Origin of the sequence: Bacillus sp. AL-1R, assembly GCF_052180195.1 — a bacterium.
GTDB lineage: Bacteria > Bacillota > Bacilli > Bacillales > Bacillaceae_G > Gottfriedia.
In genome coordinates, this window is record NZ_CP197469.1 from 3,291,596 (window position 1) to 3,315,499 (window position 23,904).

Annotated in this window: 24 protein-coding genes and 1 other annotated feature; of the genes, 1 reads left to right on the top strand and 23 read right to left on the bottom strand. The window is 33.1% G+C overall.

Annotated elements, in window-relative coordinates; genetic code table 11:
• Window positions 1–32: 32 nt before the first annotated feature.
• Window positions 33–1,115, bottom strand: a complete 1,083-nt coding sequence (locus ACSBO6_RS15810; RefSeq protein ID WP_098846429.1) for a bifunctional 3-deoxy-7-phosphoheptulonate synthase/chorismate mutase — start codon at window positions 1,113–1,115, stop codon at window positions 33–35.
• 104 nt (window positions 1,116–1,219) lie between these two features.
• Window positions 1,220–1,448, bottom strand: a binding site (T-box leader).
• A gap of 257 nt (window positions 1,449–1,705) precedes the next feature.
• Here ACSBO6_RS15810 and sigK point away from each other — a divergent pair.
• A complete protein-coding gene (gene sigK / locus ACSBO6_RS15815) occupies window positions 1,706–2,425 on the top strand; it encodes an RNA polymerase sporulation sigma factor SigK (RefSeq protein ID WP_098810294.1) in 720 nt (239 codons plus the stop codon).
• Window positions 2,426–2,497: 72 nt separating this feature from the next.
• On the opposite strand, the gene ACSBO6_RS15820 is transcribed toward sigK, so the two are convergent.
• The 22 genes from ACSBO6_RS15820 to recD2 all read right to left on the bottom strand — a co-directional run bounded on the left by ACSBO6_RS15820 (window position 2,498) and on the right by recD2 (window position 23,900).
• A complete protein-coding gene (locus ACSBO6_RS15820; RefSeq protein WP_180232937.1) occupies window positions 2,498–2,731 on the bottom strand; it encodes a YrhC family protein in 234 nt (77 codons plus the stop codon).
• Between the two features lie 656 nt (window positions 2,732–3,387).
• A complete protein-coding gene (locus ACSBO6_RS15825; RefSeq protein ID WP_498843663.1) occupies window positions 3,388–4,032 on the bottom strand; it encodes a TetR/AcrR family transcriptional regulator in 645 nt (214 codons plus the stop codon).
• A gap of 3 nt (window positions 4,033–4,035) precedes the next feature.
• Window positions 4,036–5,052 (bottom strand): ABC transporter permease, encoded by a 1,017-nt coding sequence (locus ACSBO6_RS15830; protein WP_498843664.1) that lies wholly within the window; start codon window positions 5,050–5,052, stop codon window positions 4,036–4,038.
• Complete coding sequence (locus tag ACSBO6_RS15835) at window positions 5,049–5,768, bottom strand: ABC transporter ATP-binding protein (RefSeq protein ID WP_098846381.1); 720 nt, start codon at window positions 5,766–5,768, stop codon at window positions 5,049–5,051. Before ACSBO6_RS15835 ends, ACSBO6_RS15830 begins: the two co-directional genes overlap by 4 nt.
• Before the next feature lie 173 nt (window positions 5,769–5,941).
• The gene (mtnN, locus tag ACSBO6_RS15840) at window positions 5,942–6,634 is read right to left on the bottom strand and encodes a 5'-methylthioadenosine/S-adenosylhomocysteine nucleosidase (protein WP_098846382.1); all 693 of its coding nucleotides are present in this window, start codon (window positions 6,632–6,634) and stop codon (window positions 5,942–5,944) included.
• A 154-nt stretch (window positions 6,635–6,788) separates the two neighbouring features.
• Complete coding sequence (locus ACSBO6_RS15845) at window positions 6,789–7,385, bottom strand: YrrS family protein (protein WP_498843665.1); 597 nt, start codon at window positions 7,383–7,385, stop codon at window positions 6,789–6,791.
• Window positions 7,386–7,452: 67 nt separating this feature from the next.
• Window positions 7,453–9,213: a peptidoglycan D,D-transpeptidase FtsI family protein gene (locus ACSBO6_RS15850; protein ID WP_498843666.1), complete on the bottom strand. Its 1,761-nt coding sequence runs from the start codon at window positions 9,211–9,213 to the stop codon at window positions 7,453–7,455.
• Between the two features lie 73 nt (window positions 9,214–9,286).
• The gene (gene greA / locus ACSBO6_RS15855; RefSeq protein WP_098846385.1) at window positions 9,287–9,763 is read right to left on the bottom strand and encodes a transcription elongation factor GreA; all 477 of its coding nucleotides are present in this window, start codon (window positions 9,761–9,763) and stop codon (window positions 9,287–9,289) included.
• A 211-nt stretch (window positions 9,764–9,974) separates the two neighbouring features.
• On the bottom strand, window positions 9,975–10,610 hold the full coding sequence (gene udk, locus ACSBO6_RS15860; RefSeq protein WP_098810303.1) for a uridine kinase: 636 nt from the start codon (window positions 10,608–10,610) through the stop codon (window positions 9,975–9,977).
• 20 nt (window positions 10,611–10,630) lie between these two features.
• Window positions 10,631–11,908 (bottom strand): peptidase U32 family protein, encoded by a 1,278-nt coding sequence (locus tag ACSBO6_RS15865; RefSeq protein WP_098846386.1) that lies wholly within the window; start codon window positions 11,906–11,908, stop codon window positions 10,631–10,633.
• 113 nt (window positions 11,909–12,021) lie between these two features.
• Window positions 12,022–12,954: a peptidase U32 family protein gene (locus ACSBO6_RS15870; RefSeq protein ID WP_098846387.1), complete on the bottom strand. Its 933-nt coding sequence runs from the start codon at window positions 12,952–12,954 to the stop codon at window positions 12,022–12,024.
• The gene (locus tag ACSBO6_RS15875; RefSeq protein ID WP_098846388.1) at window positions 12,947–13,606 is read right to left on the bottom strand and encodes an O-methyltransferase; all 660 of its coding nucleotides are present in this window, start codon (window positions 13,604–13,606) and stop codon (window positions 12,947–12,949) included. The genes ACSBO6_RS15870 and ACSBO6_RS15875 overlap by 8 nt, the downstream gene beginning before the upstream one ends.
• Window positions 13,607–13,840: 234 nt before the next feature.
• Entirely contained in the window at window positions 13,841–14,935 is a 1,095-nt protein-coding gene (gene mltG, locus ACSBO6_RS15880) for an endolytic transglycosylase MltG (RefSeq protein WP_498843667.1), read from the bottom strand.
• A 121-nt stretch (window positions 14,936–15,056) separates the two neighbouring features.
• The gene (locus ACSBO6_RS15885) at window positions 15,057–15,347 is read right to left on the bottom strand and encodes a DUF1292 domain-containing protein (protein WP_056472710.1); all 291 of its coding nucleotides are present in this window, start codon (window positions 15,345–15,347) and stop codon (window positions 15,057–15,059) included.
• A gap of 124 nt (window positions 15,348–15,471) precedes the next feature.
• Window positions 15,472–15,888 carry a Holliday junction resolvase RuvX gene (ruvX, locus tag ACSBO6_RS15890; protein ID WP_098846389.1) on the bottom strand — a complete coding sequence of 139 codons (417 nt, stop codon included), beginning with the start codon at window positions 15,886–15,888 and terminating at the stop codon, window positions 15,472–15,474.
• A gap of 3 nt (window positions 15,889–15,891) precedes the next feature.
• Window positions 15,892–16,158, bottom strand: a complete 267-nt coding sequence (locus ACSBO6_RS15895) for an IreB family regulatory phosphoprotein (protein ID WP_056472706.1) — start codon at window positions 16,156–16,158, stop codon at window positions 15,892–15,894.
• Between the two features lie 114 nt (window positions 16,159–16,272).
• On the bottom strand, window positions 16,273–18,924 hold the full coding sequence (gene alaS, locus ACSBO6_RS15900) for an alanine--tRNA ligase (protein ID WP_098846390.1): 2,652 nt from the start codon (window positions 18,922–18,924) through the stop codon (window positions 16,273–16,275).
• Window positions 18,925–19,282: 358 nt separating this feature from the next.
• Window positions 19,283–20,350, bottom strand: coding sequence for an AI-2E family transporter (locus ACSBO6_RS15905; RefSeq protein WP_098846391.1), 1,068 nt, complete (start codon window positions 20,348–20,350; stop codon window positions 19,283–19,285).
• Between the two features lie 41 nt (window positions 20,351–20,391).
• A complete protein-coding gene (locus tag ACSBO6_RS15910; RefSeq protein WP_498843668.1) occupies window positions 20,392–20,955 on the bottom strand; it encodes a GNAT family N-acetyltransferase in 564 nt (187 codons plus the stop codon).
• 139 nt (window positions 20,956–21,094) lie between these two features.
• On the bottom strand, window positions 21,095–21,229 hold the full coding sequence (locus tag ACSBO6_RS15915; RefSeq protein ID WP_088013672.1) for a DUF3918 family protein: 135 nt from the start codon (window positions 21,227–21,229) through the stop codon (window positions 21,095–21,097).
• A 13-nt stretch (window positions 21,230–21,242) separates the two neighbouring features.
• The gene (locus tag ACSBO6_RS15920) at window positions 21,243–21,431 is read right to left on the bottom strand and encodes a YrzR-like zinc ribbon domain (protein WP_098846392.1); all 189 of its coding nucleotides are present in this window, start codon (window positions 21,429–21,431) and stop codon (window positions 21,243–21,245) included.
• A gap of 111 nt (window positions 21,432–21,542) precedes the next feature.
• Window positions 21,543–23,900, bottom strand: coding sequence for an SF1B family DNA helicase RecD2 (gene recD2 / locus ACSBO6_RS15925; RefSeq protein WP_098846393.1), 2,358 nt, complete (start codon window positions 23,898–23,900; stop codon window positions 21,543–21,545).
• Window positions 23,901–23,904: the final 4 nt, after the last annotated feature.

Below are 23,904 nucleotides of genomic sequence, written 5' to 3' on the forward strand. Positions count from 1 at the left end.
ACCGCCTATCCTTCATTAAGTCATATTATTTATTATTGAAGTTTTGCACGGAAGTCTTTTAACTCAAACATGAATTCTTCAAATTGTGGGATATTCATTTGTTGAGCTGAATCTGATAAAGCGACTGCTGGGTCTGGGTGTACTTCAGCCATTATTGCATCTGCTCCAATTGCTAATGCTGCTTTTGCTGTCGGTAATAGTAAGTCCTTACGACCTGTTGAGTGTGTAACATCTACAACTACTGGTAAATGTGTTTCTTTCTTCAGAATCGGAACTGCTGAGATATCTAATGTATTTCTTGTAGCTTTTTCGTAAGTTCGAATCCCTCTTTCACAAAGGATAATTTGGTCGTTTCCTTGTGAAATAATGTATTCTGCTGCATTAATAAATTCTTCAATTGTTGCAGAAAGCCCACGTTTTAATAATACTGGTTTATTTACTTGACCTACTGTTTTCAGTAAATCAAAGTTTTGCATATTACGTGCACCAATTTGAATAACATCCACGTATTCTAGCGATCTTTCAACATCATTTGGATTTAGTATTTCACTTATTACTGCTAAATCAAATTCATTGGCAACTTCTCTTAAAATCTGTAGTCCTTCGTATCCAAGCCCTTGGAAATCGTATGGAGAAGTTCTAGGTTTAAATGCACCGCCTCGCATCATTGTTAAACCTTGTTGTTTCATAGCTTGTGCTACTGCACGTACTTGTTCGTAGCTCTCAACTGCACATGGTCCCATAATAAATGATTGAGAACCATCGCCAAGGACAATATCATTTTTCACTTTAACAATTGTATTGTCAGGCTTTTTCTTTCTTGATACTAAAAGGGCTTTTCTATGATCATCCTCTTGTAACTCTAAGCTTGCTTGGAAGATCGTTTTGAAAATATGTTGTAAAGTTGAAGTTTCAAAAGGACCCTCATTCACATTTGCGATCATATCTAACACTTCACGCTCACGAACTGGATCAAAACGCTTAATTCCGTGTTTAATTTTTTGTTGACCAATTTCTTGAACAACTTTTCCACGTTCGTTTAATAATTCAACGATTTTTAAATTAATCTCATCAACCTTATCACGTAATTGCGCTAACTCATTGTTTGTACTCATTTCTTTTTCCTCCTCAAAATTTAAAATTAATATTCCAATACCACTTCTCTGTTCAAAAAGTAAGTATGTAAAAAATGAAAACAAAAAGTCCCTACTGAATAAACAGTAGGGACGAATTAATTAATCGCGGTACCACCCTAGTTGTGAACAAAAAATCTGTTCACCACCTTCATTTTGTTAACGATCAAAATGACCGTTTCTATTTTCATTAACGTAAAAATAGAAATTGCTCCAAGAATGTAATTCAGCATACCTTATGTACTGACTCGCAGCCTTCGTCAGCTCTCTTAAACAGGGAAGTTATGCCTACTGTGCCCTTATCAACGCAATATATTAAATTGTCAAAACATTCATTAAAAAAGTTATTAATGAGGATTATAAAGCACGTTTAAATAGGCTGTCAATGCATTTTTTTCTAGAATATGTAAGGATTTTAAAAAAAGTACATCGTTATCGGAATGGTAGCGCTTACTATTTTCAACATTTTTTTTACACTGCTTACATTTTTTTTATGGTACAGACACACAGAATTTGTACATTACATAAATATATAAATAACAACTAACCTAACCTTCCTTAGGAGTGATTATATGCCTGGTTTATTTACCGCTTTAAGTCTTTTCTTAAAAGAAGTGTTTGTGTTTGTTTCCTATGTTAAAAATAATGCCTTCCCTCAACCTCTTTCACAAGCCGAAGAAGCGCTCTATTTAAATCGTATGGCAAATGGAGATGGAGAAGCGCGGAATTTATTAATTGAACATAATTTAAGGCTTGTTGCTCACATCGTCAAGAAATTTGAAAATACCGGGGAAGATGCTGAAGATTTAATTTCGATTGGTACAATAGGTTTAATAAAGGCAATTGAGAGCTTTGTTCAAGGTAAAGGAACAAAATTAGCCACATATGCTGCTAGATGTATTGAAAATGAAATACTTATGCATTTACGTGCTTTAAAGAAAACAAAAAAAGACGTCTCACTTCATGATCCGATAGGCCAAGATAAAGAAGGCAATGAAATTTCATTATTAGACATATTAAAAACTGAGACAGAGGATGTAGTTGATCAAATTCAACTGAATATGGAATTAGAAAAGATAAAGCAATATATTAAGATTTTAGATGACCGTGAAAAGGATGTAATTATTCAACGATTTGGTATTGATATGGATAAAGAACTAACTCAACGTGAAATCGCAAAGAAATTAGGAATCTCAAGAAGCTATGTTTCGAGAATTGAAAAACGTGCATTAATGAAAATGTATCACGAGTTTTTAAGAGCTGAAAAAGAAAAGAAAAAGGATAAAAAATAAACCACTAAAGATGAATTTGACCTCCAATTGTTAGCCAGTTCTAACAATTGGAGTGAATTCATTTTAGTGGTTTTATGCTTGCTCTTCTTTTTGCATTTTACGTTTAAAATAATTTGATGTTAGAAAGAAACCTAAAGCAAAAATCAGCATAATAAAAACAATACTTTCGACTATTAAGATTTTCTGTTGGGTTAATCCGTCCTTTGGAAGGAGAGTCCCGATATAGAAAAAAGTAGCCAATGCTGTTGTTATTGCTCCGTATGTTTTAAAATCGTTAACCTTCGCCTGTAGCTTTTTTAAATTCACGAATACTACACCTTCCCTTCTTGTTGACTTATTAACTTTAACATATTTTATACAAAAAAAGTGAAGGTAATTAAAGGCAGTATATGTAGAGTTTAGGAAGTAAAAAGCATGATAATCTTTTAAGTTTTACTATATTAGAAAATTAATTTTTATAAATAGAGTCCCATTTAATATTTCAACACAAAGAAAAAAGGGATGATTTAAAATCCCTTCATGTTGTTGAAAATTAATTTTTGATAAGTAAGTTGTGTCTCAGTGATTTCCATTACAGGGTGCTCGCTTTCCATGGGGCGAGATTCTTTAGCCTCCTCGGCGCCGCCTGTGGGATCTAAGCCTTCCCGCATCTCCCATAGGAGCCCGGCACCCTTTCGTTCCAATCATTTTCTTTATGATATAGAATAATCTTAAAAACAATAGAATAATCAATTGAACAAATGAATTACACTTTATTCATCAATATCAAAATAAAACTAATGATGATACTTACACATCTTTAAAATATTGATTGTCAAAAAGAAGATATTTTTATTTTTAGAAGTTAGTTAAAATATTAATATTTCAACCAGTTCGTATTTTTCAATATTGACTATATTATATTTCAACACTCTGAAAAAAAGAGATTATTTAAACCCCTTGAATGTTTTAACTTGTCTCAGTTATTTTAGACCATCCTTAATATACTCAATCGTCCGTTTTGTTTCTTGTTCTTCGTTCCATAGCGGTGTATTTTCTAGTACGATCGAAGAAATAACTAAACCAATTACTGTTGAGATAATTAATCTTAGTACTGTCGGTATTGGTAGTTGTTTTATTTGCCCTTTATCGATAAACGATTGTAATACAGTAGCTACTTTAGGGTACATTTTGTCTTTGAAGAGTCTTTTAAACTCTTCTTGCATATCGTCTTGGAATGGCATTTCTTGTATGATTATTTTTATTACCTCTTTATTTTTCTTTGCAAATTCCATCCGATTTTTAATAAGCGCGTTAAGAAAATCTTCAAATGTTTCGTACTCTAAATGAAATACTGCTTTAGAAAAACGATCCATTTCAAAAGGAGCAATTGTTTTGACTAATGTCGGTTTGATAATACTTTTTAATAAATCCTTTTTTGTTTTAAAGTAACGAAAAATAGTGCCTTCAGCAACTTTTGCTTTTTTTGCAATTTCATTGGTAGATGTACTAACGAAACCTTTTTCTGCAAAAATTTCAATTGCAGCTTCAAGAATTTTTATTTCTTTCTCATTCATTTCTTGTAATTTTTCTTCTGGTAAAAACTCTTCTAATTTAATTGGTAACACTCCTTAAATTGAACGCTGTTTCTTTAAAGCAACTATATTTAAAGAAATAAATACGATTGAAAATCCAAGTAGGATTAATAATTGATAGACAACATCAGAAAGCGATTGCCCTTTGATCATAATCCCTCTTAGAGCTTCTGCACCATATGTCAGTGGTAAAATCCCCCCGATCAATTTAAACCAGTTAGGTAAAAATGCCGTTGAGAAAATACCTGAAAAAAGTATTTGTGGAACAGCAATCACTGGAATAAATTGTACAACTTGAAATTCATTATTTGCATAAGCAGATAACAGCATGCCAAGTGTAAGAGCAGTAAGCGATAAAAGAATATTAACTACGCAGACTTCCCATGCACTTCCTACATTATACATATCTAATACACTGATTGAAAAGATTGTTATAATGATCGATTGGATTAAAGCAAAAAATCCAAAGCCTAAAATATATCCAACTACTATTTCCCATCTTTTGACTGGCGTGACAAGTAATCTTTCTAGTGTTGTTGTTAATCTTTCTCTTACAAATGAAATTCCTGATAAGATAAATACAAATAAGAACGAGAAAAATCCAATAAATATTGGTCCAATCGAATCAAATGATTCCATATTTTTACTACCATAAATTGGGTCCATTACAATTTTAAGTTTTGTAGGTGTATTCTCCTTAACTGCAAATTGAATTGCATCCATTACTGCAGTTGTTCTTGCTTTGTCTGTTCCTTCAAACTGTACTACTATTTCACCTGATTTAAATAAGACAGCACCATCGAGATCCATATTCTTCAATTTCTCTTTAATGTCTGCAGGATTTACATTTTTTACTTTCGCATAATCTTTCACAATTTGCTCAAATGCTGGAGGGGCATCTACTAGAGCTAAAGTTGGTTTCGTATCATCCTGTTTTAAAATATAAGAAAATAAGAACAATAACACGATTGGGGCAACAAAAATCATTGCAAGAGATCTTCTATCTTTTAAAAATTGTTTTATTATTCGTTTAGAAATCGCAAAGACTCTCATGAGCTCACCTCAGTATTAAAATATAGGTCTTCGATTTTGCCAGTTTTTGATTGTGAGATTAAATTTTCCGTAGTATCTAGCGCGATTAATTCTCCTTCTCTAATTAACCCGATCCGTTCACATTTTTCAGCTTCTTCCATGATGTGGGTCGTAATGATGATTGTAGTACCCTCTTTTTTCATTTCAAAAAATTGATTCCAAATTTGCTTCCTTAGTACTGGATCAATTCCTACTGTTGGTTCATCAAGGATTAGTAATGTAGGTTTATGAAGGATTGAAATTGCCAGAGAAAGACGTTTTTTCATTCCCCCAGAGTATTGATTAACTTGCTTATTTAATGAATCCTCTAACCCAACAATTTGTGCAACTTCTTGAATTCTCGATTTAAGTTCTTTACCTTTTAAATTATATAAGGCACCAAAGAAACTTAAATTATCTGCTCCCGTTAGATCGCTATATAAAGCGTCTGATTGTCCCATATAGCCTATTGACGGAAGAACTGTAAAATTAGGCATTTCATTATTGTAAACTAATACTTCACCTTTTGAACTTTTATCGATCCCAGCAATTAATTTTATTAAAGTTGTTTTACCAGAACCTGATGGGCCTAAAATCCCAAATATCTCACCTTTTTGAATATTCATCGAAATATTTTTTAGTACAGCTCTTTTTCCAAATAAACGGTCAACATTTTGAATTTGAACAACATTGCTCATCTTATTCCTCCGTTCAAGTCGATTCCTTTATTAACTTTAAAATGAGTGAGTACTCACTCCATATCTTTATCTTAATTCACTTTTTATTCTCAGTCAATAAAAAGTGAGTACTCACTCAATTGTATTTGGATAAAAAAAGAAAGATGCCTATTAGACATCTTTCCTTAAAAGATTTATAACGCTTTAATCATTTCCTCAACCATTAATGTTGAATTAACAGCTGCAGTATGAAGGAATTGATCAAATGAAATATTTGATTCTTTACCTGCGATATCTGACAATGCTCGTGTCACAACAAATGGTACTTTAAAAGCATAACAAACTTGAGCGATTGCAGCTGCTTCCATCTCTACAGCATACAGATCACCAAATTTATCTTTTACAAAATCAACTCTTACTGGATCGTTCATAAAAGAATCACCAGTTACGATTAATCCTTCAACAACTTGGATACCATTAATTTTTTCAGCGCATTTTTTAGCGATACCCTTTAATTTGTCATCAGAAGGGAATGCAGCTGGCATACCTGGAACTTGTCCATATTCATAATTGAATGCAGTAACGTCTACATCATGGTGACGCACTTCAGTTGAGATAACAACGTCACCAACATTTAAGTCAGTATGAAGCCCGCCTGCAGATCCTGTGTTAATAACCACATCTGGCTGATACTTTTCTAAAAGAATTGCTGTTGCCATCGCTGCATTAACTTTACCAATTCCAGACTTTAATAAAATTACTTCTTTTCCTTCGTATGTACCAATGTTATATTCTGAGCCTGCAACTTCTTCTTTTTTCAGGTTGTCTAATTTATCACGTAATACATGTACTTCTTCTTCCATTGCCCCAATAATTGCTATTTTCATACTTCAAATTCCCTACTTTCTCATTCAAACTTTAATCATTTTACCATATAGAGCCATAGCATTCATCTTTAAGATTACGTACAGTAAAAAAACATTTTCAATCTTAAATAAATGAGCGTTGATTTCCGCTAAGGAGCTTACTTGTTTCCACATTTTAATACTTTAGATCCTTTACTTCTTGTACCAAAATTGGGAGCCAGCCTTCTTTTACAACCCAGTGTAAGTATACAACATATTTATAGCTTAGGTCGTTTGTAGCAACATATACTTTTATACTTTGTTGATCGTATCCTTTTGAAAGATGCCAAACAGAAAAATCTTCTTTTGTTAAAGAAATCGCATTTGATACAGCTTCTTCCATTTCATAAAAGTCCTGTGACTGATAACTAAAATGAATTGTATGAGGCTCGGCTTGGCTTGTTTTGTTAGGTACCCATTCTTTAACAGTCGATTCGATAATATTTTCATCATTTATTGAGTCTTTAATGATTTCATTTACTTTTTCACGATAATTCGCTTGATAAGGATTCGGTATATCTGTCATTTGCTTTGGTTCTTGAGCAATTGGAGTAAACATAGCTTTTGCAGTATTAGGCTCTATTTTTTGTTGGTTGAGTATCGGTAAAGTTATTTTAATTCCTAAATAGAAGATTCCATAAAGAAGTGGAATAAGTAGTATTCGGTAAAAATAATTTCCTCTTCGTACTCGTCTTAATTTTTGGACCCTTTTGTTTGGTTCAATTGAAGTCATTAACAAAATCCCCCAAAAACAACTAATTTTTACCTATTTTAACATAGAGTTAATTAATTAAAAATAGCTATTTTGTGTGGCTTTTATCAAAGTTATCGATCGATTTTATTAAATTTGTAACAGTGTCAGAAGTAGATGTAACTTCGTTTGGAACATTTAAACTAACAACTGCAAATGCATACCTTGGCTTATCATATGGAAAATAACCTGCAAACCATTTGTTCTGTTCGACTATTTTACCATCTACTACTTTTGTTTCCGCAGTTCCACTTTTCCCTGCTAAAGTGTAAGGCAAACTAGCATATCGATTTCCCGTTCCTTTCGCGTCCGTAACGACACCTCGAAGTAACTCTCTTAATTGTTGCATTGAATCTGGAGCTAAATAATCATCAACTAATGTCTGTTCTTTAAATTTAAACATTTCTGTACCATTTTTATATAATACAGAATCGACTACTTTTACTTGTTTCGGGCTTCCCCCACGTGCGATCGTCGCCATCATATTTGCGACGGCTAAAGGCGATACTTTTACATCCTGTTGCCCAATGGAAGTATTTAAGAGCTTATCACTTAAATAGTTTCCTACAAAATATGTTGGTTTCCCTTCATTTTGAAATTGTCTAAAACTAGACTCATGATATACAGCCCCCGTCCAGCCTACTGGACCATCTAAACCTAGCTTTTTTGCATATGTCTGAAACATATCTTTATTTTTTATCGTTAATTGCTTGCCTAATTGTCCAAATGTGTAATTACAACTTTGATAGAAACTTTGTTGAAATGTTAAATTACCTTTTCGCTTTTTCTCTTCATCCTCGTATTTACCTACTAAATTATTATTGCAATTATACAATTGATTTTCTTTAACAATTCCTTGATCTATTGCTGCCGCCGCTACAACTGTTTTAAAGACTGAACCAGGAGTACTAGCTAAGAGTGCGTAATTAGTCGCTGTATTATCATTTTCAGAAAATAAATTTTGGAAATTCATTTTAGGTCTGCTTACCATTGCTAATAAATTGCTAGTTTTTACATCAATTAGCACTGCTGCACCTTTTTGAAGTTTAGCTTGGTCAACAGCTTGTTCTAAAATTTGTTGTAAATCTTTATCTAATGTAGTAGAAAGGGAAACTGGATAAAATGGATTACTAGGTTTCGCATATTTCACTTCATTTCCAAACATCGGTTTACCTAAATTATCTACGTGTAGCATTAAATTAGACGTGCCATCAGATTTTAAGAAATCTTCAAATTGAGCTTCTAATCCAATTACTCCAAATTCTTTAGGCTTATAATCTCGATCACTTTCATACTGTTTTTCATATTGTTCTTTATTTTCCCTAGCTATTCCAATTAAGTGTTCTGCCAATTGTTTATCATCTTGATCTTGAGATAGCATGGAAATTAATCCAGAAACATGTAAATTATTTATTTCATCAATTTTCTCCGATGTTAATGTTTTTGTTATTCCTTTTAATGTAAAAGGCTCTTTTTTACCAATAAACTGATTTTTTATATTTGCAACCGGGACGCCTGTAATCGACGATAGCTTTTCAATCGGCCAATCGATTGTTTTTAAAAATGGAAATAAAATAACTTTTGGAGTGTAAGCTGCACTTAATAATTTTCCATTTCGGTCAAGTATTTTTCCGCGTCCATTATCAATCCGAAACTGAAACGTTCTTTGAGCAACACTTCGTTCAATTAAATTTACCTTTTGTGGCCCAAAATTCTTTTGGTGTAGGACACTAATATCTAAACATCTGTATACAATTAAAGTAAATAGTAACGAAAATATCATTAAAATGGCTTTGATCCGTCTATGCATATAAAAAACACCTCATCTACAGTGTAGACGGGGTGTTCTTTTTTCAAACTATTAAATTGTTAAACAAATCAAATTATTTAACAGCAATAATTCTTACTTGCATATCTCCACCTGGCGTATTAACTGTTACTTCTTCGCCAACAGTTTTGCCTAATAGGCTTTTTGCGATTGGAGAATCATTTGAAATTTTACCTTCAAACGGGTCAGCCTCAGCACTACCTACAATTGTATAAGTTTCTTCGTCGCCAGCAGGTAATTCTAAGAAAGTTACAGATTTACCTAAAGTTACTGTATCTGATGCATCGTTATTTTCTGTAATAATTTCAGCATTACGGATCATATTTTCTAAAGTTGTAATACGACCTTCAACAAATGCTTGTTCGTCTTTTGCAGCATCGTATTCAGAGTTCTCTGATAGGTCCCCAAAGCTACGAGCAATTTTAATACGCTCTACTACTTCAGCACGCTTTACTGTTTTTAAATTTTCTAATTCTTGTTCTAATTTTTCTTTCCCAGCTAAAGTCATAGGGAATTTTTTTTCGTTAGCCATTTTGTACACTCCTTTTAGTATCCACCGTTTCTTTTTATGTAGAACTTCTAAATAATGTTTATACAATATAGTTGCACAAACAGTGTATGAGAATAAATAAAGAAACATTCAACTTATGAAAACGCATTCTTTTATATAGAAAGATGAAGAAGTGAATTCTTCTCCATCTTTCCAAAATTATTTTTAGGAATTATTCTCTTATATGAACGTATTATAATACACTTACTCTTTCAAGTATAGTCTGAATTTTTGTTGCCATTAAATCAATGGCCACAAAGTTCTGACCGCCTTCTGGTATGATAATATCTGCAAATTTCTTAGATGGTTCGCAGAATTGATTATGCATAGGGCGTACAACATTTACATATTGATCTACTACAGAATCGACTGTTCTTCCACGTTCTTTAATATCTCGTTGAATTCGGCGAAGAATTCGTAAGTCAGCATCCGTATCTACAAATATCTTTATATCCATTAAATCACGTAAACGCTCGTCTTCTAATACTAAAATACCTTCTAAAATAATAACTTCTTTTGGTTCTACAGGGATTGTTTCTGAAGATCTTGTATGAATTGTATAGTCATATACAGGTTTTTCAATTGCTTTGTATTGCAATAAATCTTTTATATGCTCAATAAACAAATCATTATCAAACGCTAATGGATGGTCATAATTTGTTTTCAATCTTTCTTCCATTGGTAAATGCGTTTGATCTCTATAATAAGAATCTTGCTGAATCATTAAAATTGAATGACCTTTAAATTGATCATAGATTGCTTTTGTTACAGAAGTTTTACCAGAGCCAGTCCCTCCAGCAATTCCAATTACAATGGGCTTTTTCCCCATACTTCAATCCCTCTTTCTTATCAAACTAACTTTTTTCTCATCATGTTGTAAGGATAAACTTTTTGATCCACTTTAATTTTTACAATTTCTAATGGATGTCTTGCAGCGTCTACTTCTGTTCCATCTTCATTAACAATTACACCAACTGTTTGTTTGAAGTTTTCAATTTCAGGTCCAAAGAATTCGATTTCGTCACCTGGTTTAAAGTAGTTACGTTGTTGGATCGTTGCAATACCAGTTTCATCATCATAGTCTAATACAAGACCTGCGAAATCATACGTTGTTTTTTTGCTATGATTTCCATACATTTGCTCTTTCATTCCTGGGAATCCTTCAAAAAACGAAGAAGCAGTGTCACGATTAGCACATTTATCAAGTTCTTCAACCCATTCTTCTTTAAATTCAAAGTTATCAGGGTCAGCACAATATGCATCAATTACTTTACGGTAAACAGATACAACTGTTGCAACGTAATGAATTGATTTCATACGTCCTTCAATTTTTAAACTATCAACACCCATTTCAATAAATTTAGGAATTGAACGTAATAAATTTAAATCTTTAGGGCTCATTGCAAATGGTGCATCTTCTTTTGCAAATAAAGCATTTTCTGCAGCATCTGGATTTTGTGATTCAGTTTGAACTAAATCATAATCCCAACGACATGATTGGCAGCAACCTCCACGGTTTGAATCACGTGCAGTCATGTGATTACTTAAAGTACAACGGCCAGAATAGGCAATACACATTGCGCCATGAATAAATGTTTCAATTTCAACGTCTACTTTTTCTTTGATTTCTTTTATTTCTTCATAGCTTGTCTCACGTGCTAATACTAATCGATGTAGTCCTTCTTCTTTCCAGTATTGAGCAGCACGATAATTTGATAAAGATTGTTGTGTACTTAAATGTACTTCTAATTTTGGTGCAGCTTCTTTACATGTTTCAATAATATATGGGTCAGCTACAATAATTCCTGTAACTCCTGCAGCTTCAATCCCTTGTAAATACTCAACTAATCCGTCCATGTTTTCGTTATGAGCAAATATATTTGTTGTTACATAAATCTTTGCATTAAATTTGTTTGCAAATTCTACTCCTTCAGCCATTTCTTCAATTGAGAAGTTATCTGCATTCGAACGTAGGCCAAACTCTCTACCACCAATAAATACAGCATCTGCGCCATATCTTACTGCAATTTTTAATTTTTCTAAATTACCAGCAGGTGCTAATAGCTCAGGTTTTTTTACGATTATACGTTTGCCATCAACTATTTTATCTAATTGTCCAATTGCCATTATGAATCCTCCTCTTTAATACAGGACTACAGTCCAAAGCTCTAAAATACCGTTTTTGGCAATAGAATCTATTGGCTATCCTGTTGTTATTCCATGTTCTAATCTTACTTCTATTAATACACCGTTTCTTTAAAGAAGAATCCTGTGTCCAGTGGTCTGTTTACTGGTTGGATTGCTTCGATTTTGTCGAAAAGTTCGTCTTTGATTTCTTCGTAAGCTTCACGGTCTTCTACACATAGGTCTATAGCTTGTCTATATAGTTTTGTAACTTCAATGATATACTCTGAAGATTTTAAGACACCATCAATTTTGAATGAATCAATACCTGCATCAACTAATTCTTCTAACTCGTTAACAATACAGATATCATTTGGACTCATAATATGCGTTCCGTTTTGATCTTCAAAAATTGGATATTTATTGTTACGCTCGTGGTCAACTAAGAACATATTTCTTTCATATTTCTTTTGTTGAACGATTTCTAAATTCTTTCCTTGGTATTCAAAATAGTTACCAACAAGAGAACGTTTTGATTGGAACATAGCAGTCATTCCATGTACTTGTACTTCGATTTCTACTTTAGCATTTTCTTTTATTTCAGCGACAGCTTCAAAGCTTAATTCTCTAGCTAATACCGCACGTTTAGATCCACGTTTACCCCAGTAATTACAAGTAAACCAGTTTGTAGCTGTTGTTTCAGTATTCCAATGTAATTGCATATTAGGTGCAATCTCACGCACTGACATAAGCACTGCAGGATCTCCAAATACAATTGCATCCACATTTGCATCTCTTAAAAAAGTAATATAATCTTCAATTTCATCAAGAATCTCATTATGGTAAACGCCATTCATCGCTACATATACTTTTACATTTTTTTTATGTGCAATTTCTACTGCTTCTTTTACAGCTTCACGATTAAATTCGCCCGCTAAACGTAATCCAAAACGTTGTTCACCTATAATAACTGCGTCTGCACCAGCATCAGCTAATTTATCTATATCATTTAGGTTAGTTGGCGTAACTAATAATTCAGGCTTATTCATTATTAACTCCCCTTTTTTTGCTAATAGCAACTCCATCACCAATTGGTATAATTGTTGAATCATACTTAGGGTGATTCATTAGCCATTCATTGTAATTTTGAATCTTTTTAATTAATGCTTTCTTTCGTCGATCATCAACTAGATCCGCACTTTCAGCAACTTGGCCTTTAAATAAAACATTATCAGAAATAATAACACCTCTGTCTGATAACAAAGGCTCATATAATTCAAAAAATCGTTTATACTGAGCTTTAGCTGCGTCGATAAAAATAACATCAAATTGTCTGTTTTCAGGCAACTTTTCTTTTAAAAGTAAAGCGTCACCTTCTAAAAGTAGAATTCGATCACTGTAATCACTTCGCCCAATAAACTCTTTTGCTTTGCGAATTCTCTCCGCATTTCGCTCCATTGTAACAATCTTCACATTTGGAAATTCTTTTGCCATCCGAATACTTGAATAGCCTATTGCACTACCAATTTCAAGAATGGAAGTCGGTTGGATTAAATAAAGTAAACCAAGCATAAATTCCATGCCTGCTTTATCCATTATCGGTACATGATGCTCAAGTGCATAAGTTTCCATTTCTTCTATAAAAGGTTCTCTATGTTTATAAAAATTCGACAAGTATTGACGAACTAAAACGTCATTCATTGCTAATAAAGCCTCCAATAGAAATACAACCTTGTCTAAAAACAAGGTGTAAGTAAAATTTCTTTGTATCTGAATTTATTTAGACCCGTAATATTCTAACATAAAAAAAAGACCCTTGGCTAGTACCAAGAATTGTTGCAACGCTTTCACTATTCTTTAATTTACAAAATTCCTCAGTAGACTATTTATACTACTGAGGAATTTAATATTTCGTATACAAGTATTTCCAACTTTTTATTTTATATGCTTTTCTTTTTCAGTATTGTGCTCTTTTAACGATTTTGTAAAGATTACTTTTCCTGTTTTATCAGCAAGGAAATATAAATAATCTGATTTGGCAGGCTCAAGAGCAGCTACTATACTATCAATGCCAGCACTTGCGATTGGACCGATTGGTAACCCTTTAATGTAATAAGTATTATAAGGAGATTTAACTTCTAAATCTTTATATAATACGCGTTTTTTATGTTTACCTAGTGCATACAAAACCGTTGGATCCGTTTGTAACGGCATTCCTATATCTAGACGATTGTAAAATACACTTGAAATTAACTTTCGATCTGTTGTACCTGTGGCTTCCTCCTCGATTAACGATGCCATTGTTAATGTCTGATGGGGAGTAAGCTTTTTGGTATCCATTTCTGTTTTAAATTGGTCTAATATTTTCGCTGTTTCAGTTAACATCGGTGTTATAATTTGTTCTAAGCTTGGGGTAAAATCCCCATACATATAAGTTGAAGGATATAAGTAGCCTTCTAATGGGTAGCGGATTCCAGGTTTAAAAATATCATTCGTTAGTAACTCAGGAAACTTTTTTTGTAGCCCCTGGATAAATACTTTATCATTCAACTGTTTTAGTACAGCTGCTTGATCTAATTTAAATTCTTTTGCAATAATCACTGCGATTTCTTTTAATTGTGAGCCTTCAGGAATCATTACATCCTTCACTGAAACCTGATATTTACCACCTACTTGTAAGTGGTTTACGATCGTTGCAACTCCTTGGTTTTCGTTAAATTGATAATTACCTGATTTCATACTTGTGTTATTATGCAGTTTCACATACATTTTAAAAATTGATGTATTTTTTATTAAGTTTTTCTCTTTTAAAATTGCTGCAATATTATCAACAGAGCTTCCTACAGGAATTGTTACTAATTTAATTTGTTTATTTGCTGAGTTAACAGGTTTTAACATATATTTATAAGTTGCAAACCCCGCTCCAATTACGACAATACAAGCAATAATTAAATATGTAAAAATAAGCATAACTTTGCTTTTTTTATTTGTATTCTTGTATCCATTTTTATCAAAATTGTTTATTGACAAACTTATCTGCCTCCTTTTCCACGTTATAGTATACTACAAAAATGTGCTAAATCGGCAATTTTCTACATAAAAAAATGCTAAACACTTTTATTAGTGCTTAGCATTTTTTTATACAGAGATCTTATTCTCCTTCTTCTTCGTCAAAGAACGTATTTAATACTTCTTCAACCATTTCCCACTCTTCGTCAGATTCGATTGGATATAACTCTCCATCTTCACCATCTTCTGCAGGAATGAAGCTAGATGCATGGTAGATTGGGTCTCCATCTTCATCAAACTCTTGTCCAACTGGACTATAAATTACGTATGATTTACCATAATCATCTGATTCAAAAGTCATGATAATATTGCAAAGAATCTCATTACCTTCCTCATCGATGATTGTAATTTGTCTGTCTTCACCGTGTTCCATTTATATCACCTCTATTATTTTAATCCTTTTATGTATTAGTATAAAAGAAAGTAGATGGAGAAGCCGCCAAAAAAAGTTAAACTGCAAATACTCTTGTTGTCGGCCATATCTCCATTCTTCTTTATCACTTTATACTATCTAAGTAGTTTTGTAAAATAACTACTGCTGCCATTTTATCGATTACTTGTTTTCTTTTCTTACGACTTACGTCAGCAGAGATTAGAAATCGTTCGGCAGCCATTGTTGAAAGTCTTTCATCCCATAGTATAACCGGAAGATTGAATTCTTCTTCAATCATTTTTCCAAAACGCTTGCAAGCTTCACCGCGTTCTCCAATACTTCCGTTCATATTTTTAGGAAGACCTACAACTATTCTTTCGATTTCGTAGCGATCGATGATTTCTTTTAGTCGGTCTAGTCCAAATTTCTGACGTTCTTCATCAATTTTGACTGTCTCAATACCTTGAGCTGTCCAACCAAGCGCATCACTTACAGCTACACCAATTGTTTTAGTACCTACATCTAGCCCAAGTGCTCTCATTAATTATTCTCCACGATGTTGTTGTAAGTAAGATTTAACTAATTCCTCAATGATTTCATCACGCTCTAATTTTTTCATCATACTTCTTGCGTCATTGTGACGAGGAATGTATGCAGGATCACCTGATAATAAGTATCCTACTATTTGATTGATTGGATTGTAGCCTTTTTCTTGTAACGCGTCATGAACCTTTAACAAAACTTCATTAACTCGTATATCTTGACCTTCATCTTGCAAACTAAACTTCATCGTTTTATCAAATGAATCCATACAAAGCACCCCACTTATCCGTATATTTTTAACTAATTACATTGTACCATTTTTATTACGCAGTTACGAATCAGCTAAAAATTTTTATATCTGTTATTGTACACGATTTTTGTATTATTTTGAAATCGTGTTCATCCATTTTTCAACAAAAGCAACAGCTTCGTCTAATTTCGAAGGATCCTTACCGCCAGCTTGAGCCATATCAGGACGGCCTCCGCCTCCTCCGCCACAAATTGAAGCAGCTTCTTTTATTAGATTTCCTGCATGATATCCTTGAGCTACTAAATCTTTTGTAACACCAGCAATTAAGTTTACTTTACCTTCATTAGCAGAACCAAGTAATACAACAACAGAACCAATTTTATTTTTAAGGTCATCAACCATTGTGCGAAGACTATTCATATCTGCTCCATTTACTCTAGCAGCAACGAACTTTACTCCATTTACTTCTTTCACGTTATTACTAATATTTCCTGCTTCAATATTGCTTAATTTTGAAGAAAGTGATTCATTCTCTTTTTGTACTTGTTTTAATTCTGATTGTAAAGTTTCAATACGAGCAACTACGTCTTTCGTATTTGATTTTAATAGGCTAGCTGCGTCTTTTAGTTGACCAATTTGTTCTTGCATATATTCATAAGCTGATTTGCCAGTTACTGCTTCAATACGACGTGTACCAGCTCCAATTCCTGACTCAGAAATTATTTTAAATGTACCGATCGATGCTGTGTTATCAACATGGCATCCACCACATAGTTCAAGACTATAATCTCCAACTTGTACTACTCGTACTACATCACCATATTTTTCACCGAATAATGCCATTGCTCCCATTGCTTTTGCTTCAGCAATTGCTTTTTCAGAAATTTGAACTGGAATGCTTTCCCAAACTTTTTCATTCACTATCTTTTCAATTGTTTCAAGTTCTTCAGACGTTACTTGACCGAAATGTGAGAAGTCAAAACGTAAGCGTTCTTGGTTTACTAATGAACCAGCTTGATTTACATGAGTTCCAAGTACATCTTTTAATGCTTGGTGTAATAAATGAGTAGCTGTATGGTTCTTTACAATACTTGAACGGTTAGCTTTATTAATTGTTGATGTAACTTTAGCACCAACTGATAAAGCACCTTCAACAACTTTCACTCGATGTAAATTTTGACCATTTGGTGCTTTTTGAACATCAAGCACTTCTACCTTTAAACCAGGAGCCGTTAACGTTCCACGGTCTGCAATTTGACCTCCACTTTCAGCATAGAAAGGAGTTACATCAAGAATTAAATGAGCTACTTCGCCATTTGCTACATCTTCAACTTTTTCTCCGTCTTGTACTAAAACAAGAACTGTAGATTCAACCGAACCTTCGCTATAACCTACAAAAACTGAAGTTTCCTTGATTTCACGAAGTGCTTCACTTTGTACTTGCATTGAATCAACATCTTGTCTTGCAGAACGAGCACGTTCACGTTGTTTTTCCATTTCTACTTCGAAACCTTCATGATCAACTGTTAATCCTTCTTCTTCTGCATATTCTTCCGTTAATTCAATTGGGAAACCATATGTGTCATAAAGACGGAAAACATCTTCACCTTTAATTACTGTACTTCCTTTAGCTTTTGCATCCTTCATTACATTTGTAAGAAGTGATAATCCTTCATGTAATGTTTCATGGAAACGCTCTTCTTCATTTTTAATTACTTTTTGAAGGAAAGGTACTTTTTCTTTCACATTTGGATAGTAGCTTTCCATGATTTCTGCAACCACTGGAACAAGTTCAAACATAAATGGACGTTCAATACCTAATTTTTTTGCAAATCGAACAGCACGACGGATTAAGCGACGTAATACATATCCACGACCTTCATTTGAAGGAAGAGCGCCATCTGCAACAGCAAAAGATACTGTACGGATATGGTCAGCAATTACTTTAAAAGCAGTATCTTGATCTAAATTTCCATTTCGATATTTTTGACCAGAAATTGTTTCAACAACATTGATAATTGGCATGAATAAATCAGTGTCAAAGTTTGTGTCTACTTCTTGTAGTACACTTGCCATACGCTCTAAGCCCATTCCAGTATCAATATTTTTGCTTGGTAACTCAGGGTATTCTTTACGGTCTAAACCTTCTTTTGAATTAAATTGAGAGAATACAATATTCCAAATTTCTAAATATCGATCATTTTCTAAATCCTCTTTTAATAATTTAATTCCAATGTTTTCTGGATCATATTTTGTTCCACGATCATAGAAAATCTCTGTACATGGTCCACATGGTCCTTCACCAATTTCCCAGAAGTTACCTTCTAATAAGATAATATGCTCAGGATCTAATCCTAATTTAATCCATAAATCATACGTTTCTTTATCCTCTGGATAGACTGTAACGTATAATTTGTCTTTATCAAATCCAAACCATTCAGATGAAGTTAAAAGTTCCCAACCCCATGTTACAGCTTCTTCACGGAAATAATCTCCGATTGAGAAATTACCTAACATTTCAAAAAATGTATGGTGACGAGCTGTTTTCCCAACATTCTCAATATCATTTGTTCGAATTGATTTTTGTGAATTTGTTATTCTTGGATTCTCTGGAATAACTCGACCATCAAAATATTTTTTTAATGTCGCTACACCACTATTAATCCATAATAAAGTTGGATCATCTACTGGTACTAAAGATGCACTTGGCTCAATAGAGTGACCTTTTTCTTTAAAGAAGTCTAAGTACATTTGACGAATTTGAGCAGCAGTTAACTTTTTCATTATATTAACCTCCATTTAGTAAATTTATAATGTTATAAAAACAAAAAAATCCCGTCCCTAAAACAGGGACGAGATGTACTCGCGATACCACCCTGATTATGAATAGAAAGCTAGTTGCTTAGGCAAAATGCCTCGAAGTCTATTCATCACCTCAAAGAGACCGTAACGTGATCTGACGCGTCAGTGATTAGCTGCATTCAGGAGTAGCTTTTCTGTCACCCTTCATTAAAGTTTCTTTCAGCCTAGGAAACTTCTCTCTTTCGCATAAGCTTTAAATGGTTTAGTGACATACTTGTTCCTTCAAAATTTTGCAAATATAAATTGTATGAAAAAATAGTATCATTGTCAAAAATGAAAGTCAAGTTGAGAGACGTTCTTTTCTATTACTGTAATAACGAATAACTGAAATGATGACAACCAATAATGGAACTGCAATTAACAAACCAAAAAAACCAGCTATTTCACCTGCAACTAATAGAAAAAACATAATTATAACTGGATGAGTATGAATTGATTTACCAATAATGAGCGGAGAAAGGACGTTACCTTCAATCAATTGTAATACAATTAATGTAATACCTACTCTAATTAATAAACTTGTCCCTTCCGAAGCGGCAAGAAATAAAGTTGGTACTGCTCCAATAATCGGTCCGAAGTATGGAATGATATCTGTTATACCTATGATTACTCCTAATACTAGTGCGTACTTCATTCGAATAATCCATAAAAATATTGTTGCTAAAACAAACAGTAAAAAACAAACTAATATTTGACCACGAATATATTTTCCAAAAGTATTATTAAGCTCTTTTGCTAAACCTTTCGCTTCATATCGCCACTTGTAAGGGATAATTTTCCAAAACATATTCGATAAAACCTTATAGTCTTTTAAAAAGTAAAAAACGATAAATGGAATGATAAAGAGTGAAATGATATTATTTACTAATTCTTTCATCCATACACCAGATTTATTCAATAATGATAATCCCGATTTTTCAGCACCATTTATCATTAAATCAACACGATTATGAAGAAAAATTGGCATCCTCGAAGTCTTTCGTTCGATTTTTGATAAAAGATTATCATATAATGCCATTACTTTAGGAAAAGCTTTTAAAATATCTTGCCACTGTTGTTTAAAAATAGGGAGTAATAAATAAAGCCCTAGTACACACCCTCCAAAAAATATTAAATAAATCAATAATATCGCAATTGCTCGTTTTACCCCTTTATTATGAATATATTCAATTGCTGGATGTAACAAATAAGCAATTATTAACCCGATCAAAAAGGGAACCATCGATTTTAAAACACCAATTACAATATGTAAATAAACCGGTTTTAAATAATAAAAAACGATTCCAACCAATCCAATTAACAAAATTAAACATAATCGATAGATCCACTTTAACTTTAACCCGTCCATAAAAAAACCTCCATACTGTTAATTAGTATGGAGAATTTCCATTAACTTATGTGACTCGTTAAAAAATTTACGAAATCTTTTCTCTTCACAACATTCAATACACATTTAGTTTTAGCCTCTTTTTCAACAATCGATAATTCTTTTGGAAAATCCTTTTCTACACCAATTGTCATATAAGCTAATTTCTCCTGTGCACGCCTTGATCTTGTATTTGACTCTTTGGCACCAGCAAAAACATAGTCCATTTTCAACTCGTTAAAAGCAATTTTTAAGATTTCAATTTTTGAAGCTTCATTATACCCTTGCCCCCAAAATGGAACTCCGATCCAAGTGCCGATATGACAAATTCCATCGCCTCGGTCAATATGCTTTAAACTAGTTATACCGACAACTTCATCTTGTTCATTCAAAATGATCCGATTTATTACTTTACCTTCTAATTCCTGCTGGACAATATAACGAATAAAACCAATTGTATCATCAATATGATCTACCTTTATTCCTAAAACATCTTTCACACCTGGATCTGATGATAGCTTAAAAACTGCTTTTGCATACTTTACATCATTCTTAACAAGCTTAACTCCTACTCCCATATTTACCATCTCTTTTCCATCTTTTTTTAAATGATATAAGAAGGTGTTCATTTTCTCAATGAAAATTTTTTCAGCAAATGTTTCTACATTCCTGTGGGTTTGATTACATAAGAAAAGCACATGCCCAAAAGACATGTGCTTAAAAAAATTAAAGCATTTTTTTCAATGACTTTCTCATACGTTTCATGTTCTTTTGAGTAAGCCATTTGTTATCGTACATTAATTTCATCGCAAGTGCACCTGCACCTAAACCTAAACCTAATAAAGAGCTTTTTCTAGCCATCAATTACCCACTCCTACATACTAAGTTTTCGATCCTGTTCATCAAATAAATCATCTAACGAACTTAACGTACCATCTTCTTCAACTTGGTGGGTATAAATCATCCCTTTATTAATTGTTAGTTCAATATAACATCCCCAACAATAATATTGATTTACACCTATTTTCCCTAAGTCTTTACTATGACAATTTGGACAAATCACAACGCTCGCTCCCTTAGCCTAAAAAGGCAATGTTTCTAAGCATTGTGACCAAATTTTCATAAAAATATACGTTAGTACAGGAATCGTCTTGCACTATATATTCTTAGTCAATTACATGAAATCATAAGGTGAAAGATTTGGTAATTCATCTGAAAGCTGAAATGGTAAATCCTCATTTAGCTGTACTTCACCATTTTCAATTCCTTTTAGTTTCATGCATAATGTAGTTTGTCTTTGCCCATCATCTGTTCTTCCAATGCCTTGAATAAATGCATCTTGTTCACCGCACATGATTAAGAATTTTTTACTTCTTGTCACTGCAGTGTAAATTAAATTTCTTCGAAGCATTCGATAATAACTTTTGACAATTGGAAGCACAATAATATCAAATTCACTTCCTTGCGACTTATGAATTGAACAACAGTAAGCAAGTGTTAATTGAGAAAAATCTGGTCTAGTATAGGTCACTTCATTTCCATCAAATGAAACGATTATTAGATCTTGTTGTTCAACATTTTCTTTGGCGAAAAAAATGTTTACAATTTCGCCCATATCTCCATTAAAGACATTATTTTCAGGTACGTTTACGAGTTGGAGAACTTTATCACCTGTACGGAATGTTGTATCACCGAAACTCATTTCTCGTTGCTTCTCTTTTTTAGGGTTAAACACCTCTTGTAGCCCTTCATTTAAAGCATCAATTCCAGCTGGACCACGATACATCGGCGCTAATACTTGGATATCTCTTACAGGAAAACCTTTTTTGTGGGCGTTTTCACACACTTTTTTGACGACTTCGACAACTTGTTGACTTGAACAACCAATAAATGAACGATCTTTTCTTTGTTCAAATAAATCCTCGGAAATTGTTCCATCTTTTATATAATGTGCAAGCGTAATAATCGACGAATCTTCTGATTGACGATAAATGTCTTTTAATCTTACTGTTGGAACAGTACCAGAGTTTAATAAGTCTTTTAAGACTTGACCTGGACCAACAGAAGGTAATTGATCCTCATCCCCAACAAAAATGACTTGGCAGCCTTCTGGAATGCTTTTGAGTAATTGATTCCCTAACCAAACATCGACCATTGAAAACTCATCAATGATCAGTAACTTTCCATTTAAGGGATTTTCCTCATGATGGCTAAACTCACCTTCCCTTGTCCAACCGAGTAATCGATGGATTGTTACTGCCGGTAATCCAGTTGCTTCACTCATTCGTTTTGCCGCTCTACCTGTAGGTGCAGCAAGCAAATATGGAAATGGATCATCTTTTGGGTAAGAATGTTGATCTAAAGATAAATCATGGATGGTTGAAAATAGATTAACGATCCCTTTAATAACTGTTGTTTTACCTGTCCCTGGTCCACCCGTTAGAACCATCATTGCTGACTCCATAGCCTTTTTGATCGCCTGAGCTTGTGAAGGTGCATATTTTACATTCATTTTTGATTCAAGATCTTCTAGCTCTTTTGCAAATCTAGTTTCAGTCATTTCTCCTAAATCTGGAGCACTGTTTAATAATTTTTGGATCGCATTTACAATGCCTTTCTCAGCGTAATAAAGAGCAGCTAAATAGATTCTCTCATCTTCCATTACTAGCTTCCCGTCTGCTACTAATCGGTTCATTTCCCGAGAAATGTCGACTGCTTCGACAAGTTCTTTATCTTGTTTCATTAATAATTGTCTAGTTTCATCAATAAACTGATCCTGTGTAATATAAACATGTCCTTCTTGCATCGATAAATGCTCTAAAATATAAATACAACCGGCACGTATTCGATCTGGATGATTTCCTGTAATTCCGATTGCACGACCAATTTCATCAGCTCTTCCAAACCCAATCCCATCCACATCTTCAATTAACTTAAATGGATTTGTTCTGATCACATCTAGAGTTGATTCATTATACGTTTTATAAATCTTAATCGATAAACCCGTTCCAATACCGTAGCTACTTAAAAAGCTGATTACTTTTTCAAGACCTTGATGTGAAAGAATTGTTTCATAAATTTCTTTAGCCTTGGATTTTGCTAACCCGGGGACACCTTCTAAGCTATCTGCATTATCTAAAATTTTATTAATTGCCCCTTCACCTAAATGATCAACTATTTTTTCGGCTGTTTTCTTTCCAATTCCTTTAAACAAATCTGAGGATAAATATTGAATAACACCTTTTTTAGTAGATGGAAGTTCTTTTTCAAATGATGAAATTTGAAATTGTTTCCCATACCTCGGATGGTCTTTTACAATCCCCTTAAATGTATAGGTTTCATCTTCATTCATTCTCGGAATATTCCCAGTAATGGTCATTTCCTGTTCACAATTTGATAAATTGGTATCAACTACTTTTACCTTTGCAACAGTATAAAAATTTTCTACATTATAAAAGATGATTGTTGTGATATGCCCTTTAATATATGGTGTCTCATCAACAAACAATTCCATTTCACTTTGGGTTTGCATTACT

Excerpts from the sequence above, each read along its gene's own strand:
- ACSBO6_RS15845 (WP_498843665.1), bottom strand. The coding sequence starts at position 7,385 with ATGACTTCAATTGAACCAAACAAAAGGGTCCAAAAATTAAGACGAGTA.
- greA (WP_098846385.1), bottom strand. The coding sequence starts at position 9,763 with ATGGCTAACGAAAAAAAATTCCCTATGACTTTAGCTGGGAAAGAAAAA.
- alaS (WP_098846390.1), bottom strand. The coding sequence starts at position 18,924 with ATGAAAAAGTTAACTGCTGCTCAAATTCGTCAAATGTACTTAGACTTC.
- recD2 (WP_098846393.1), bottom strand. The coding sequence starts at position 23,900 with ATGCAAACCCAAAGTGAAATGGAATTGTTTGTTGATGAGACACCATAT.
- ACSBO6_RS15830 (WP_498843664.1), bottom strand. The coding sequence starts at position 5,052 with ATGAGAGTCTTTGCGATTTCTAAACGAATAATAAAACAATTTTTAAAA.
- ACSBO6_RS15850 (WP_498843666.1), bottom strand. The coding sequence starts at position 9,213 with ATGCATAGACGGATCAAAGCCATTTTAATGATATTTTCGTTACTATTT.
- ACSBO6_RS15895 (WP_056472706.1), bottom strand. The coding sequence starts at position 16,158 with ATGGATTCATTTGATAAAACGATGAAGTTTAGTTTGCAAGATGAAGGT.
- mtnN (WP_098846382.1), bottom strand. The coding sequence starts at position 6,634 with ATGAAAATAGCAATTATTGGGGCAATGGAAGAAGAAGTACATGTATTA.
- ACSBO6_RS15885 (WP_056472710.1), bottom strand. The coding sequence starts at position 15,347 with ATGGAACACGGTGAAGACAGACAAATTACAATCATCGATGAGGAAGGT.
- ACSBO6_RS15915 (WP_088013672.1), bottom strand. The coding sequence starts at position 21,229 with ATGGCTAGAAAAAGCTCTTTATTAGGTTTAGGTTTAGGTGCAGGTGCA.
- udk (WP_098810303.1), bottom strand. The coding sequence starts at position 10,610 with ATGGGGAAAAAGCCCATTGTAATTGGAATTGCTGGAGGGACTGGCTCT.
- ACSBO6_RS15865 (WP_098846386.1), bottom strand. The coding sequence starts at position 11,908 with ATGGCAATTGGACAATTAGATAAAATAGTTGATGGCAAACGTATAATC.
- ACSBO6_RS15870 (WP_098846387.1), bottom strand. The coding sequence starts at position 12,954 with ATGAATAAGCCTGAATTATTAGTTACGCCAACTAACCTAAATGATATA.
- ACSBO6_RS15905 (WP_098846391.1), bottom strand. The coding sequence starts at position 20,350 with ATGGACGGGTTAAAGTTAAAGTGGATCTATCGATTATGTTTAATTTTG.
- ACSBO6_RS15910 (WP_498843668.1), bottom strand. The coding sequence starts at position 20,955 with ATGGTAAATATGGGAGTAGGAGTTAAGCTTGTTAAGAATGATGTAAAG.
- ACSBO6_RS15875 (WP_098846388.1), bottom strand. The coding sequence starts at position 13,606 with ATGAATGACGTTTTAGTTCGTCAATACTTGTCGAATTTTTATAAACAT.
- ACSBO6_RS15810 (WP_098846429.1), bottom strand. The coding sequence starts at position 1,115 with ATGAGTACAAACAATGAGTTAGCGCAATTACGTGATAAGGTTGATGAG.
- ACSBO6_RS15835 (WP_098846381.1), bottom strand. The coding sequence starts at position 5,768 with ATGAGCAATGTTGTTCAAATTCAAAATGTTGACCGTTTATTTGGAAAA.
- sigK (WP_098810294.1), top strand. The coding sequence starts at position 1,706 with ATGCCTGGTTTATTTACCGCTTTAAGTCTTTTCTTAAAAGAAGTGTTT.
- ruvX (WP_098846389.1), bottom strand. The coding sequence starts at position 15,888 with ATGAGAGCACTTGGGCTAGATGTAGGTACTAAAACAATTGGTGTAGCT.